This is a genomic window from Pseudomonas sp. FG6, assembly GCF_057809015.1.
Genome location: NZ_JBMDJD010000011.1, coordinates 42,682 through 55,657, shown reverse-complemented (window position 1 = coordinate 55,657; position 12,976 = coordinate 42,682). Strand labels below are relative to the sequence as shown.

At 62.1% G+C, this 12,976-nt stretch carries 11 protein-coding genes and 1 pseudogene; 6 read left to right on the top strand and 6 right to left on the bottom strand.

The window, feature by feature from the left end; genetic code table 11:
- The first annotated feature begins 40 nt into the window (after positions 1-40).
- The gene (madL, locus tag ACODSJ_RS09465) at positions 41-457 is read left to right on the top strand and encodes a malonate transporter subunit MadL (protein WP_489101472.1); all 417 of its coding nucleotides are present in this window, start codon (positions 41-43) and stop codon (positions 455-457) included.
- A 1-nt stretch (position 458) separates the two neighbouring features.
- Complete coding sequence (gene madM, locus ACODSJ_RS09460) at positions 459-1,223, top strand: malonate transporter subunit MadM (RefSeq protein ID WP_489101471.1); 765 nt, start codon at positions 459-461, stop codon at positions 1,221-1,223.
- Positions 1,224-1,340: 117 nt separating this feature from the next.
- Here the strand turns inward: madM and ACODSJ_RS09455 are convergent, their stop codons facing one another.
- On the bottom strand, positions 1,341-2,255 hold the full coding sequence (locus ACODSJ_RS09455; RefSeq protein WP_489101470.1) for a LysR family transcriptional regulator: 915 nt from the start codon (positions 2,253-2,255) through the stop codon (positions 1,341-1,343).
- Positions 2,256-2,523: 268 nt separating this feature from the next.
- On the opposite strand from ACODSJ_RS09455, the gene trhA reads away from it, so the two are divergent.
- Entirely contained in the window at positions 2,524-3,141 is a 618-nt protein-coding gene (gene trhA, locus ACODSJ_RS09450; RefSeq protein ID WP_489101469.1) for a PAQR family membrane homeostasis protein TrhA, read from the top strand.
- 52 nt (positions 3,142-3,193) lie between these two features.
- Here trhA and ACODSJ_RS09445 read toward each other — a convergent pair whose 3' ends face one another.
- Positions 3,194-3,913 carry a 16S rRNA (uracil(1498)-N(3))-methyltransferase gene (locus tag ACODSJ_RS09445; RefSeq protein WP_489101468.1) on the bottom strand — a complete coding sequence of 240 codons (720 nt, stop codon included), beginning with the start codon at positions 3,911-3,913 and terminating at the stop codon, positions 3,194-3,196.
- A gap of 122 nt (positions 3,914-4,035) precedes the next feature.
- Positions 4,036-5,442, bottom strand: coding sequence for an adenosylmethionine--8-amino-7-oxononanoate transaminase (locus ACODSJ_RS09440; RefSeq protein WP_489101467.1), 1,407 nt, complete (start codon positions 5,440-5,442; stop codon positions 4,036-4,038).
- Positions 5,443-5,689: 247 nt separating this feature from the next.
- On the opposite strand from ACODSJ_RS09440, the gene ACODSJ_RS09435 reads away from it, so the two are divergent.
- The 3 genes from ACODSJ_RS09435 to ACODSJ_RS09425 all read left to right on the top strand — a co-directional run bounded on the left by ACODSJ_RS09435 (position 5,690) and on the right by ACODSJ_RS09425 (position 8,860).
- Entirely contained in the window at positions 5,690-7,441 is a 1,752-nt protein-coding gene (locus tag ACODSJ_RS09435) for a flavin monoamine oxidase family protein (RefSeq protein ID WP_489101466.1), read from the top strand.
- A gap of 238 nt (positions 7,442-7,679) precedes the next feature.
- Positions 7,680-8,231: a cytochrome b gene (locus tag ACODSJ_RS09430; RefSeq protein ID WP_489101465.1), complete on the top strand. Its 552-nt coding sequence runs from the start codon at positions 7,680-7,682 to the stop codon at positions 8,229-8,231.
- A 32-nt stretch (positions 8,232-8,263) separates the two neighbouring features.
- Entirely contained in the window at positions 8,264-8,860 is a 597-nt protein-coding gene (locus ACODSJ_RS09425) for a YceI family protein (RefSeq protein WP_489101464.1), read from the top strand.
- Positions 8,861-9,029: 169 nt separating this feature from the next.
- Here the strand turns inward: ACODSJ_RS09425 and rhlE2 are convergent, their stop codons facing one another.
- The 3 genes and pseudogenes from rhlE2 to metF all read right to left on the bottom strand — a co-directional run bounded on the left by rhlE2 (position 9,030) and on the right by metF (position 12,952).
- Positions 9,030-10,880, bottom strand: a complete 1,851-nt coding sequence (rhlE2, locus tag ACODSJ_RS09420) for an RNA helicase RhlE2 (RefSeq protein ID WP_489101463.1) — start codon at positions 10,878-10,880, stop codon at positions 9,030-9,032.
- A gap of 231 nt (positions 10,881-11,111) precedes the next feature.
- Positions 11,112-11,923: pseudogene (locus tag ACODSJ_RS09415) on the bottom strand (substrate-binding periplasmic protein); the annotation flags it as partial.
- Positions 11,924-12,106: 183 nt separating this feature from the next.
- Positions 12,107-12,952, bottom strand: coding sequence for a methylenetetrahydrofolate reductase [NAD(P)H] (gene metF, locus ACODSJ_RS09410; RefSeq protein ID WP_489101462.1), 846 nt, complete (start codon positions 12,950-12,952; stop codon positions 12,107-12,109).
- Positions 12,953-12,976: the final 24 nt, after the last annotated feature.

The window sequence follows — 12,976 nt, the reverse complement described above, 5'->3', positions numbered from 1 at the left end:
AAAACAACAACTTCGACGATGCACTTTGAGGACTACAACAATGATTATTTACGGCGTGGCACTGTTGGCGATCTGTACGCTGACGGGAGTGATCCTGGGCGACATGCTCGGCGTGTTGTTGGGCGTGAAATCCAACGTTGGCGGGGTCGGCATCGCGATGATCCTGCTGATTTGCGCGCGTTTATGGATGCACAAGCGTGGCGGCATGACCCTGGATTGCGAAAGGGGCGTCGCGTTCTGGGGCGCGATGTACATCCCTGTGGTGGTGGCGATGGCCGCGCAACAGAACGTCGTCACGGCCCTGCACGGCGGACCGGTGGCGGTGCTGGCGGCCATCGGCTCGGTGGTGCTGTGCGGCGCGACCATTGCACTGATCAGCCGTACCCACAAGGGCGATCCCTTGCCCGATGAACCGGCGGACATCACGTCCGTCGGCACCCCGGTAGGAGGTCGCTGACATGTGGAATCTCATTGAGCAAGGCCTGGAACACAACGGCTTGATCACGGCGTTCGCCTTCGTGGGCGTGATCATGTGGGTGTCGGTGGTGCTGTCCAAGCGCCTGACGTTCGGACGGGTCCACGGCTCGGCCATCGCCATCGTCATCGGCCTGGTGCTGGCCTGGGTCGGCGGGACCATGACCGGCGGACAGAAAGGCCTGGCGGACCTGTCGCTGTTCTCCGGCATCGGCCTGATGGGCGGGGCGATGCTGCGCGATTTCGCCATCGTCGCCACGGCCTTCGAGGTGCAGGCCACCGAGGCGAAGAAAGCCGGGATGATTGGTGCCATCGCGTTGCTGTTGGGCACGATCCTGCCGTTCATTGTCGGGGCGAGCATCGCCTGGGTATTCGGCTATCGCGACGCGGTGAGCATGACCACCATTGGCGCGGGTGCGGTGACCTACATCGTCGGGCCTGTGACCGGGGCGGCGATTGGGGCGACGTCCGATGTGATGGCGTTGTCGATTGCCACCGGGTTGATCAAGGCGATCCTGGTGATGGTCGGCACACCCGTGGCGGCGCGTTGGATGGGGCTGGACAACCCACGCTCGGCGATGGTGTTCGGCGGCCTCGCCGGGACCGTGAGCGGTGTGACGGCAGGGCTGGCCGCGACGGATCGGCGGCTGGTGCCCTACGGCGCGCTGACTGCCACGTTCCACACCGGGCTGGGTTGCTTGCTGGGGCCTTCGTTGTTGTACTTCATTGTGCGGGGAATTGTCGGTTAGTGGATAACCGCTTCTGTGGCGAGGGAGCTTGCTCCCGCTTGAGCGCGTAGCGCTCACAAAGATTTTTGGGGTGGCGCCACCCAGCGGGAGCAAGCTCCCTCGCCACAGGGTTACGTTTCAAGCCTGGCGATTGGCATACATCCGACACTCAGCCAGCAACGCCAACAGATTCGGGTCGCGCTCCTTGGCCTTGAGGAACACCACGCCGATGTGTTGCTGCAACCGGTACTTTTCCTGCAATGGGATCAGTTTCACGCGGTTTTCATAAACCGCTGCAATCCTTCCTGGCAACAAGGCATAGCCGACCCCGGAGCTGACCATGCTCAGCAGGGTGAAGATGTCGTTGACCTGCATCGCCACCTTCGGCTCGAACCCTGCCTGCTTGAACACTCGGATACCGTCCTGGTGCGTGGCAAAACCTTGGGTCAGGGTGATGAACGTCTCGTCGCGGACTTCGGCCAGGTCGACTTCGCTGCGTTGGGCGAAAGGTGAATCGGCGGGCGTGGCGAGGAAGATGTCATCGGAAAACAATGCGATCTGCTCACAGTCCGGGTCGTTGACGCTGTCGTCCAGCGACACCAGGATCGCATCGACTTCCATGTTCTTGAGCTTGTACAGCAGATCGATGTTGGAGCCCATGATCAGGTCGATGTTGAGTTCGCTGCGCCGGATCTTCAGGCCCATGATCAACTGCGGCACGGTCTTGACCGTCAACGAGTACAGCGAACCCAATTTGAAGCGCTCGGCCCAGAAGCCGGCGGCTTCGCGGGTCAGGCGCACGCTGTCGACCACGTCCTGGATCAGCTTCTGCGCCCGCTCTTCCAGCACGTAGGCGCTTTCCAGCGGCGTGAGGTTGCGGCCTTCGTGCTTGAACAGCGGACAGCGTAGGGCGTTTTCCAGCGAATGGATGGCCCGGTGAACGCTGACGTTGCTGGTCTGCAACTCGGCCGCCGCCCGCGCCAGGTTGCCGGTGCGCATGAACGCCAGGAACACCTCGAGCTTTTTCAGGGTCAGTTCTTCGTCGATCAGCATAGGGCGGGCTCATATTCGTATGGGCCGATTGTGCCTCAAGTCTTTGTCGCGACGCGGTTTATTGTGGCGAGGGAGCTTGCTCCCGCTCGGGCGCGCTGCGGCCGCTATTTTTTTGGGCCGATGCGCAGCCAGCGGGAGCAAGCTCCCTCGCCACAGGTGAGTTGTTTGCCCAGGTTTTGTGTGGACAGGCCTGGCAGCAAACCATTGCACTTTGGCGCGCCAGGGTTGAGCCTTGGCACATGTTTGGAAATGTGGGGGTAAGGAATCGATGTACCACGGGGAACGACTCAACGCCTGGACTCACCTGGTCGGGGCGGTGGCGGCTTTTATTGGTGCAGTGTGGTTGTTGGTGATTGCCGGGATGGCCGGCGACCCTTGGAAGATCGTCAGCGTGGCGATCTACGGTTTTACCTTGCTGGTGCTCTACAGCGCCTCGACGGTTTATCACAGCGTGCGCGGGCGCAAGAAAGCGATCATGCAGAAGGTCGATCACTTTTCGATCTACCTGCTGATCGCCGGCAGCTACACGCCGTTCTGCCTGGTGACCTTGCGCGGGCCCTGGGGTTGGACACTGTTCGGGATTGTCTGGGGGCTGGCGCTGATCGGGATCTTGCAGGAGATCAAGCCGCGCTCCGAAGCGCGCATCCTGTCCATCGTGATCTACGCCGTGATGGGCTGGATCGTGCTGGTGGCGGTCAAGCCGCTGCTGGCGGCCCTGGGCACTGCCGGGTTTGCCTGGCTGGCCTCGGGTGGGGTGTTGTACACCGTCGGCATCCTCTTTTTCGCCCTCGACAATCGCCTGCGCCACGCCCATGGCATCTGGCACCTGTTCGTCATCGCCGGCAGCCTGCTGCACTTCGTGGCGATTTTGTTCTACGTGCTCTGACCCCCTGAATACTGGAGCGCTCCCACAATGGATCTTCAGTGGTCGCAGGGGCTTAGAAATCCCCCCACAACTGCTGCGCCACCGCCAGCGCCACCACCGGCGCGGTTTCGGTGCGCAGCACGCGGGGGCCGAGGCGGGCGGCGTGGTAACCGGCGGTCTTGGCCTGCTCGACTTCGGCATCCGACAGCCCGCCCTCGGGGCCGATCAAGAAGGCCAGGCTCGACGGCCGGGCATGGCTCACCAGCGGCTCGGCCACCGGGTGTAGCACCAGCTTCAGCTCGGCTTCGGCCTGCTTCAGCCAATCAGCCAGCAACAGTGGCGGGTGGATCACCGGCACGGTGGAGCGCCCGCACTGCTCGCAGGCGCTGATCGCCACCTGGCGCCAGTGCAGCAGGCGTTTGTCGGCGCGTTCGTCCTTGAGTCGCACTTCGCAGCGCTCGCTGAAAATTGGTGTGATCTCGTTGACGCCCAGCTCCGTGGCTTTCTGGATCGCCCAATCCATGCGCTCGCCCCGGGACAGGCCTTGGCCGAGGTGAATGTGCAGCGGTGATTCAGCCTGGCCGGCGAATTGCTCATCGAGCTGCACCCGCACGCGTTTCTTGCCGACTTCGGCCAGGGTGCCGCGAAATTCCTGGCCTGAACCGTCGAACACCTGCACCGCATCGCCCTCGGCCATGCGCAGCACACGGCCGATGTAATGGGCCTGGGCTTCGGGCAACTCGTGGTCGCCGAGGCTCAGGGGGGTGTCGATGAAGAAGCGGGACAGTCTCATGTTCAATCTCTGCTAGAAAAAGGATCGCGGTTGACGCTGATGGCCTCATCGCGGGCAAGCCTTGCTCCCACAGGGAATCAATTGTGGGAGCAAGGCTTGCCCGCGATGGCGGTGGCCCAGGCTCAGCCCGGATCGCGAAACCCTGGATGAAAGTCCTTCGGCACCGCCACGCTGACGGTGTCACGGGTGGCGATGTCGATGCCTTCGCTGGCCACTTCGGCGAGGAAATCGATCTGCTCGGGCGTAATCACATACGGCGGCAGGAAATACACCACGCTGCCCAACGGCCGCAACAGCGCGCCACGCTCCAGCGCATGCTGGAACACGCTCAGGCCGCGCCGTTCCTGCCAGGGATAAGCGGTCTTGCTGGCCTTGTCCTTGACCATCTCGATGGCCAGGACCATGCCGGTCTGGCGCACTTCGGCCACGTTCGGGTGGTCGGCCAGGTGCGCGGTGGCACTGGCCATGCGCTGGGCCAGGGCCTTGTTGTTTTCGATGACGTTGTCTTCTTCGAAAATATCCAGCGTCGCCAGGGCCGCCGCGCAGGCCAGCGGGTTGCCGGTGTAGCTGTGGGAATGCAGGAACGCGCGCAGGGTCGGGTAGTCGTCGTAGAACGCGCTGTAGACGTCGTCGGTGGTCAGGCAGGCCGCCAGCGGCAGGTAGCCGCCGGTCAGGGCCTTGGACAGGCAGAGGAAGTCCGGCGTGATGCCGGCCTGTTCACAAGCGAACATCGTCCCGGTGCGACCGAAGCCGACAGCGATTTCATCGTGGATCAGGTGCACGCCATAGCGGTCGCACGCCTCGCGCAGCAGCTTCAGGTACACCGGGTGATACATGCGCATGCCACCTGCGCCCTGGATCAACGGCTCGACGATCACCGCCGCCACCGTGTCGTGGTGCTCGGCCAACGTCTGCTCCATGGCGACGAACATAGTGCGCGAATGTTCTTCCCAACCCATGCCTTCGGGGCGGTGGTAGCAGTCGGGGCTCGGCACCTTGAGGGTGTCCAGCAGCAAGGCCTTGTAGGTTTCGGTGAACAGCGGCACATCGCCGACCGACATCGCCGCGATGGTTTCGCCGTGGTAGCTGTTGCCCAGGGTGACGAAGCGCTTCTTGGCCGGGCGCCCGCGATTGACCCAGTAGTGAAAGCTCATCTTCATCGCCACTTCGATGCAGGACGAGCCGTTATCGGCGTAGAAGCACCGCGTCAGGCCTTCGGGCGTCATGTTCACCAGGCGCTCGGACAGCTCGATCACCGGCTGGTGGCTGAAACCGGCGAGGATGACGTGTTCCAGCTGATCGACCTGGTCCTTGATCCGCTGGTTGATCCGTGGGTTGGCGTGACCGAACACGTTGACCCACCAGGAGCTGACGGCATCGAGGTAACGCTTGCCCTCGAAGTCTTCCAGCCACACGCCTTCGCCGCGCTTGATGGGAATCAGCGGCAGTTGTTCGTGATCTTTCATTTGCGTGCAAGGGTGCCACAGCACCGCGAGGTCGCGTTGCATCCACTGGTTATTCAGGCCCATGTACAGTCTCCTCGAGGCGGCTCGCGGCGGGCGCGGGCAAAACAATCGCGCAAGCCTATGCAATGGCGGCCACGCGGACAACCCATTGTGTCGTTCCTGCTACTTTGAGGCAGGCGATAGACGTCTCTGGCGGCGTTTTGATGGCTGACGTATTCTTCGCCGTTCCTGGGGCCGACTGGCCCGAAAAACCGCGAGCCGCCTGGCTCGAAAACTGAAATTTCCTACGTTTTAATCCGGAGTTCGTTGAATGTCTGCTGGTTGGCTGCGCGCGTGTGCGCTGGTGATGATAGGGCTGTTCAGCGTTTCGGCGCTGGCCAAGGACAAGCAACCGACGGCGATCGTCATCGGTGGCGGCCTGGCGGGACTGACAGCGGCCTATGAGCTGCAGAACAAGGGCTGGGGTGTGACCCTGCTGGAAGCCAGGCCGGACCTGGGCGGTCGTTCGGGCATGGCCACCAGCGAGTGGATCGGCAATGAAAAGACCCAGCCGGTGCTGAATAAGTACGTTTCGACCTTCAAGCTGAGCACCACGCCGGCCCCGGAATTCGTGCGCACGCCCAGCTACCTGATCGATGGCAGCTACTTCACCGCCGCGGACCTGGCGACCAAGCAGCCGGCCACCGCTGAAGCCCTCAAGCGCTATGAAACCACCCTGGATGAACTGGCGCGCTCCATCGAGGACCCGCAGAACCCAGCGGCGACCCCTGCACTGCATGCCTTGGACCAGATCACCGTCTCCAACTGGCTCGACCGCCTGCAACTGCCGGACACCGCGCGTCAGTTGGTGAACCAGCAGATTCGTACCCACTACGACGAACCTTCGCGCCTGTCGCTGTTGTATTTCGCACAGCAGAACCGGGTTTACCGCGGCATCTCCGACCGCGACCTGCGGGCTTCGCGTCTGGTGGGCGGTAGCCCGGTGTTGGCCCAGGCTTTCGTCAAGCAACTGAAAACCATCAAGACCAACTCGCCGGTCTCGGCCATCTCCCAGGACAAGGACGGTGTGACGGTCAAGGTCGGCAGCGTTGGCTATCAGGCCGACTACGTCGTGCTGGCCGTGCCACTGCGGGCCCTGAACAAGATCCAGCTGACGCCGGCGCTCGATGCCCAGCACCAAGCGGCGATCAAAGGCACCAACTACGGCTGGCGCGACCAGATCATGCTCAAGTTCAAGACCCCGGTCTGGGACAGCAAGGCGCGCATGTCGGGTGAGATCTACAGCAACACCGGCCTGGGCATGATGTGGATCGAACCGGCCTTGAAGGGCGGCGCCAACGTGGTCATCAACCTGTCGGGCGATAACGCCCGGGTGATGCAGGCCTTCGGCGACAAGCAGATGGTCGATCAGGTGCTGATCCGTCTCCACGCCTTTTATCCACAGGCACGCGGCGCCTTCACCGGTTACGAAATCCGTCGCTACAGCACCGACCCGTCCACAGGCGGCGCCTACCTGGCCTTTGGCCCGGGCCAGATCAGCAAATTCTGGCGCCTGTGGGAAAAACCATTGCAACGCGTAGCCTTTGCCGGCGAACACACCGACACCCTGTACCCGGGCACCCTGGAAGGTGCATTGCGCACGGGCCAGCGCGCGGCCAGCCAAGTGCAGGACCTGGCAGCAGGCAAGTCGTTCGAACCGGCCAAGGTCGTTCCAGCGGCAACGGCAGCAGCGGCCGGTGCGGTCGCGGCGAAGAAGGGCAACTTCTTTACGCGCCTGTTTGGTGGCTCGGATGACGACAAGAAGCCGGAGCCGGTCAAGGCACCTGAGCCGGTAGCGCCTGCGCCGGCTCCTGCCCCCGCACCGACGCCTGCCCCCGCTCCAGTGGAACCGCCTGCTCCTGCGGCTCCGGCGAAAGTCGAGCCCGCGAAAAAATCGGCGGCCAAACCCGCAGCCAAGAAGCCGGCGGCCAAGGCCCCGGCTAAAAAGGCACCGGTGAAAAAAGCTGCACCGGCGAAAAAGCCGGCAGCGACGCCAACGGCCACTGAGCCCAAGGCTCAGTAAGGCTAGGTAGCAGAAAAGAAGCGCGGCGCGTCAGCCGCGCTTTTTTTTGCCTGTTCATCCGACGATGAGGCCAGCTCTGACAACGCTAATGCCACGCAACGCGCTCGCTTTAATCTTTTCTTAACCCGCCCCTCCCAGACTGATGATCGTATTTCTCGATATTTCAAAGCGAAAATTTCCGCTTTAAATCGATAGATAACTCGCTAGTCTTGGTCGCAGTTTTTACAGGATATGAGTCATGCAGCTACGCAACTCTTCTTCTCGCTATGGCAGGGTCAGCCTCGTTATGCACTGGGGCGTAGCGCTGGCGGTGTATGGGTTGTTCGCCCTGGGCCTGTGGATGGTGGGGCTGGACTACTACAGCAGTTGGCGCAAAGACGCGCCGGATTTGCACAAGAGCATCGGCCTGGTGCTGTTGGCAGTCATGGTGTTGCGAGTGGTCTGGCGCTTTGTCAGCCCACCGCCGCCCACCCTGGAGACCTATGGGCGCATGACCCGTGTCAGCGCCAAGTTGGGTCACGGTGCGCTGTATCTCGGGTTGTTCGCCGTGATGGTGGCCGGTTACCTGATTTCCACCGCAGACGGTGTCGGGATTCCGGTGTTTGGTTTGTTCGAAGTACCGGCGCTGGTGTCCGGACTGCCCGACCAGGCAGACGTCGCCGGCGAGATTCACCTTTACCTTGCATGGGCGCTGGTCATTTTCTCCGGCCTTCATGCGTTGGCTGCATTGAAACACCACTTTATTGACCGTGACGCGACCCTCAAGCGCATGCTGGGACGCCAAGCCTGATGTTCAACCTCGACTCCAAAGGAATAGAAAGCATGTTGAAAAAGACGCTCGCCGCCTTGGCAATCGGTTCTGCTCTGTTGTCGGCCGGCCAGGCCATGGCCGCCGACTATGTGGTCGACAAGGAAGGCCAGCACGCCTTCGTCGACTTCAAGATCAGCCACCTGGGCTACAGCTACATCACCGGGACCTTCAAGGACATCGACGGCAAGTTCAGCTTCGATGCCGCCAAGCCTGAAGCCAGTAAGATCGAGTTCAACGTACGTACCGCCAGCGTGTTCACCAACCACGCCGAGCGCGACAAGCACATCGCCAGCAAAGACTTCCTGGACGTAGGCAAGTTCGCCGACGCCAAGTTCGTCTCCACCAGCGTCAAGCCTACTGGCAAGAACGCCGAGGGCAAGGACACTGCCGATGTGACGGGCGACCTGACCCTGCACGGTGTTACCAAGCCGATCGTGGTCAAGGCCACCTTCCTGGGTGAGGGTAAGGATCCATGGGGCGGCTACCGTGCCGGCTTCGAGGGCACCACCAGCATCAAGCGCTCCGACTTCGGCAAGATGATGGACCTGGGTCCGCAATCTGACGCCGTTGAACTGTACATCTCGTTTGAAGGTGTCAAAGCGAAGTAACTTTCGCGCCTGACAAAAAACGCCCCTGGTCTTGCGGCCAGGGGCGTTTTTTATTGCCACGTGAAAATCGAACAAACAGCTCAGCCCGCTCCCACATTCAGGTTAGTGGCGCCTGAATAAAAATGCCCCGGGTCGCGAAACCCGGGGCATTTTTAAGACTTGGAAAAACTCAGCGGTTGCGTGTCAGCAGCGCAGGCTTTTCGCCGCGAGGGCGGCTTGGCAGTTGGTCCAGTTGCTCAGGCGTCGGGAAACGATCGACTTTCGATTCCTTGTGCATGATCTTCGGCTGGTTGCCACGAGGGTTTTGCACCGCCGGTTCCTGACGAGACTGATCGTCGCGGGCCGGGCGGCGGGGGCGCGAATCTTCGCGGCGGGCCTGGCCGTCGCGTGCACTGCCGTTGCGTGGGCCGCTGCGCTTGGCAGGTGGATTGGCCGCGGACGAGCCACTGTTGTTGCGAGGACCGTTCTGGCGTCCCTGGGACTGACCGCGCGCAGTACCTGCACCCGCACCTTGGGCTGGCGCGCCCGGACGGCGGCCGCGACCTTGGGCCGGTTTTTGTTGCGGTACGTAGTCGACGCGGTTACCGAAGTTATCGATATCGTCGTCCAGGAATTCGTCCGGAGCACGATCGGCAGGCGCGCGAGGGGCCTGACGCTGCGCTTCGCGGGCCGGGGTGCCTTCACGGGGCTTTTGCTCGCGGGCAGGGCGTTCGCCGCGGCCGTTGGCAGCAGCTTTTTCCTTGCCCTTGTCCTTGCCTTTGTCCTTGCGGCCGCTGCCGCTGTTCGAGCCTTCGCCACGTGGGCCGCGAGCGTTACGCGGGTTGCGCACGTCCGGACGTTCGCGGACTTCCGGTTTTTCGGCTTCTATCGTGCTGGCATCGAAACCCATCAGGTTGCCGTCGGGGATCTTCTGCTTGGTCATGCGCTCGATGCTCTTGAGCAGCTTTTCCTCGTCCGGCGCGACCAGCGAGATCGCCTCGCCCGAACGACCGGCGCGGCCGGTACGGCCGATACGGTGCACGTAGTCTTCATCGACGTTTGGCAGTTCGAAGTTGACCACGTGGGGCAACTGATCGATGTCCAGGCCGCGGGCGGCGATGTCGGTGGCGACCAGGATGCGCACTTCGCCGGCCTTGAAGTCAGCGAGGGCCTTGGTGCGGGCGTTCTGGCTCTTGTTGCCATGGATCGCCACGGCTGGCAGGCCGTGCTTGTCCAGGTATTCGGCCAGGCGGTTGGCGCCGTGCTTGGTGCGGGTGAATACCAGCACCTGTTCCCAGGCACCCGCGGTAATCAGGTGTGCCAGCAGGGCGCGCTTGTGGCTGGCGGCCAGGCGGAACACGCGCTGTTCGATGCGCTCGACCGTGGTGTTCGGTGGCGTGACTTCGATGCGCTCTGGGTTGTGCAGCAGTTTGCCGGCCAGGTCGGTGATGTCCTTGGAAAACGTCGCCGAAAACAGCAGGTTCTGGCGCTTGGCTGGCAGCCGTGCCAGCACTTTCTTCACGTCATGGACAAAACCCATGTCGAGCATGCGGTCGGCTTCGTCCAGCACGAGGATTTCAACGTGGGACAAATCGACGCTGCCCTGGCCAGCCAGGTCCAGCAGGCGACCGGGGCAAGCCACCAGGACATCGACACCGCGGGCCATGGCCTGGACCTGGGGGTTCATGCCGACGCCGCCGAAAATGCAGGCACTGACGAACTTCAGGTCGCGAGCGTAGATCTTGAAGCTCTCGTGCACCTGGGCGGCCAGTTCGCGGGTCGGGGTCAGGACCAGTACGCGCGGTTGGCGCGGGCCGTGACGCTGGGATTTGTCCGGGTGACCGTTGGGGAACAGTCGCTCCAGGATCGGGAGGGCGAAGCCGCCGGTTTTACCCGTACCTGTCTGCGCCGCAACCATCAGGTCGCGACCTTGCAACACGGCGGGAATGGCCCGCTGTTGCACCGGGGTAGGCTCGGTATAGCCGGCGGCTTCGATGGCGCCGACTAAAGCCTCGGAGAGACCGAGGGAAGCAAAGGACATGAGTAATCCTGTTTTAGTGAGGGCTTGGCCCAATGGGATAATCTTGCCGGGCGCGAATGACGTTCAACCAAAAGACGTCATCCCGTCCGGTCCTGCCGGGTCTCAAAGGCGGGTCCGGACACGCTCGCGCGGGCTGGAAAGCTGCGCTGTAGCGGTGTCGGGCTGCCTTTTGCAAGACCGGGCGTCCGGGCGTGAGCCTGGCGGGAAGGCGCGAGTATAACAGAGCAAACGCTGTGCGCTGCGTTCCTGCTGCTCAACGGTTTGTTTCAGCGTTGCAACGGGGCTGGCGGCGCACCCCGTGCGGTTGGGGCTGCGTCATAGCGGGCGATCAGGTCGGTATAGGCCTGTTCGCGCTTGAAACGCTTGAGTTCGGCACTGAAGCGTTGCACCAGCAAATCCATCCCGGCCCTGCGCCTGACGGCCAGGTACTGGCTCTGTCGGCTCACGACCGTGGGGTTTTCGGTGATCTGCCCGCCCAGTTGCATTTGCCGGAGCACGTGCCGACCCACCCGGCGATCCGTGATGAGCAGGTCGATCCGCCCCAACTGCAACTTGCCGAAATTGGCCTCGTGGGTGGGCGCCGTCTCGCGCTCGAACAGCGTCGAGTCCGTGAACGCCGAGCCATACAGATAGCCCGGGGATGTACCGACGGTCAGGCCGGACAGGTCTTCGAGCGTACGAAACGGATGGGGGCGGGCGTTGGCATAGAACATCACGAATTCCACATCCGAGAGCGGTTCGCTGGGGTAAAGCAGCAGGGAGTCGCGCTCGTTGCTGTGAAAAATATCCAGCGCGCCGTCGGCCAGGCCTTGTTCCAGCATGGCCAGGCATCGTTTCCATGGCAGGAACTGCCATTCAACGTCGATGCCCAGGCGTTTGAAGACGATGGCCGTGGTTTCGTAGTCCAGGCCCAATACCTTGCCATTCTCTTCGTAGACGTAGGGCGCCCAGGGTTCGGTGACGATGCGCAACTTCTCCGCCCGAGCCGCCAGGCTCAGGCAGAGGAGAACGACGACAGTGAGTAGCTGGGTGATGATGGGCATGGCCTGAGGTTACGACGGGAACTCATCAAATAGCTAGAGCGCTCTGGTTCGGGGGTTGGTTGCCTTTTGTCTGAATCCATTGGTTCTTCCTGAAAACGGTCGGGACGTGTAAACCCTATTCAGGACGAGACCAAAAAAAGGCCTTGGTATGTGCCAAGGCCTTTGCGTCACCCATTAGATTGTCTAACGCGGCAGCTTGAGGTTGTTCCATACCGCCAGGCTAGGTTCGGCCTGGTTCAAGGTATAGAAATGCAGCCCTGGTGCGCCACCTTGCAGCAAACGTTCGCACATTTGCGTGACGACGTCTTCGCCAAAGCGTTGGATGCTCGTTGCATCGTCGCCGTAGGCTTCAAGTTGCTTGCGGATCCAGCGTGGGATTTCTGCACCGCATGCATCGGAAAAACGCGCCAGCTTGCTGTAGTTGGTGATCGGCATGATCCCCGGTACGACAGGAATGTCGACACCCAGCTTGCGTACACGTTCGACGAAGTAGAAGTAGCTGTCGGCGTTGAAGAAGTACTGGGTGATCGCGCTGTTGGCGCCGGCCTTGGCCTTGCGCACGAAGTTGAGCAGGTCGTCTTCGAAATTGCGCGCCTGGGGGTGCATTTCCGGGTAGGCCGCGACTTCGATGTGGAAGTGCTCGCCGGTCTCTTCACGAATGAAGCTCACCAGTTCATTGGCGTGGCGCAGCTCGCCGCTGGCCATGCCCATGCCCGACGGCAGGTCACCGCGCAGGGCAACGATTCGCGTGATGCCCGCCGCCTTGTATTCGGTCAGCAGGCTGCGCAAGTCGTCCTTGCTGTCGCCGACGCAGGACAGGTGCGGCGCGGCGGGGATTTTGACTTCGCTTTCGAGCTGCAACACGGTGTTCAAGGTGCGGTCACGGGTCGAACCGCCGGCGCCGTAGGTGCAGGAGAAGAAATCGGGGTTGTAGGTGGCCAGCTGGCGGGCAGTGGCGATCAGCTTTTCATGTCCAGCATCGGTCTTCGTCGGGAAGAATTCGAAGCTGTAGCGACGGTCTTGGGACATGGTCATATCCTTGGAAACTCGTAA

Excerpts from the sequence above, each read along its gene's own strand:
- madL (WP_489101472.1), top strand. The coding sequence starts at position 41 with ATGATTATTTACGGCGTGGCACTGTTGGCGATCTGTACGCTGACGGGA.
- madM (WP_489101471.1), top strand. The coding sequence starts at position 459 with ATGTGGAATCTCATTGAGCAAGGCCTGGAACACAACGGCTTGATCACG.
- ACODSJ_RS09455 (WP_489101470.1), bottom strand. The coding sequence starts at position 2,255 with ATGCTGATCGACGAAGAACTGACCCTGAAAAAGCTCGAGGTGTTCCTG.
- trhA (WP_489101469.1), top strand. The coding sequence starts at position 2,524 with ATGTACCACGGGGAACGACTCAACGCCTGGACTCACCTGGTCGGGGCG.
- ACODSJ_RS09445 (WP_489101468.1), bottom strand. The coding sequence starts at position 3,913 with ATGAGACTGTCCCGCTTCTTCATCGACACCCCCCTGAGCCTCGGCGAC.
- ACODSJ_RS09440 (WP_489101467.1), bottom strand. The coding sequence starts at position 5,442 with ATGGGCCTGAATAACCAGTGGATGCAACGCGACCTCGCGGTGCTGTGG.
- ACODSJ_RS09435 (WP_489101466.1), top strand. The coding sequence starts at position 5,690 with ATGTCTGCTGGTTGGCTGCGCGCGTGTGCGCTGGTGATGATAGGGCTG.
- ACODSJ_RS09430 (WP_489101465.1), top strand. The coding sequence starts at position 7,680 with ATGCAGCTACGCAACTCTTCTTCTCGCTATGGCAGGGTCAGCCTCGTT.
- ACODSJ_RS09425 (WP_489101464.1), top strand. The coding sequence starts at position 8,264 with ATGTTGAAAAAGACGCTCGCCGCCTTGGCAATCGGTTCTGCTCTGTTG.
- rhlE2 (WP_489101463.1), bottom strand. The coding sequence starts at position 10,880 with ATGTCCTTTGCTTCCCTCGGTCTCTCCGAGGCTTTAGTCGGCGCCATC.
- metF (WP_489101462.1), bottom strand. The coding sequence starts at position 12,952 with ATGTCCCAAGACCGTCGCTACAGCTTCGAATTCTTCCCGACGAAGACC.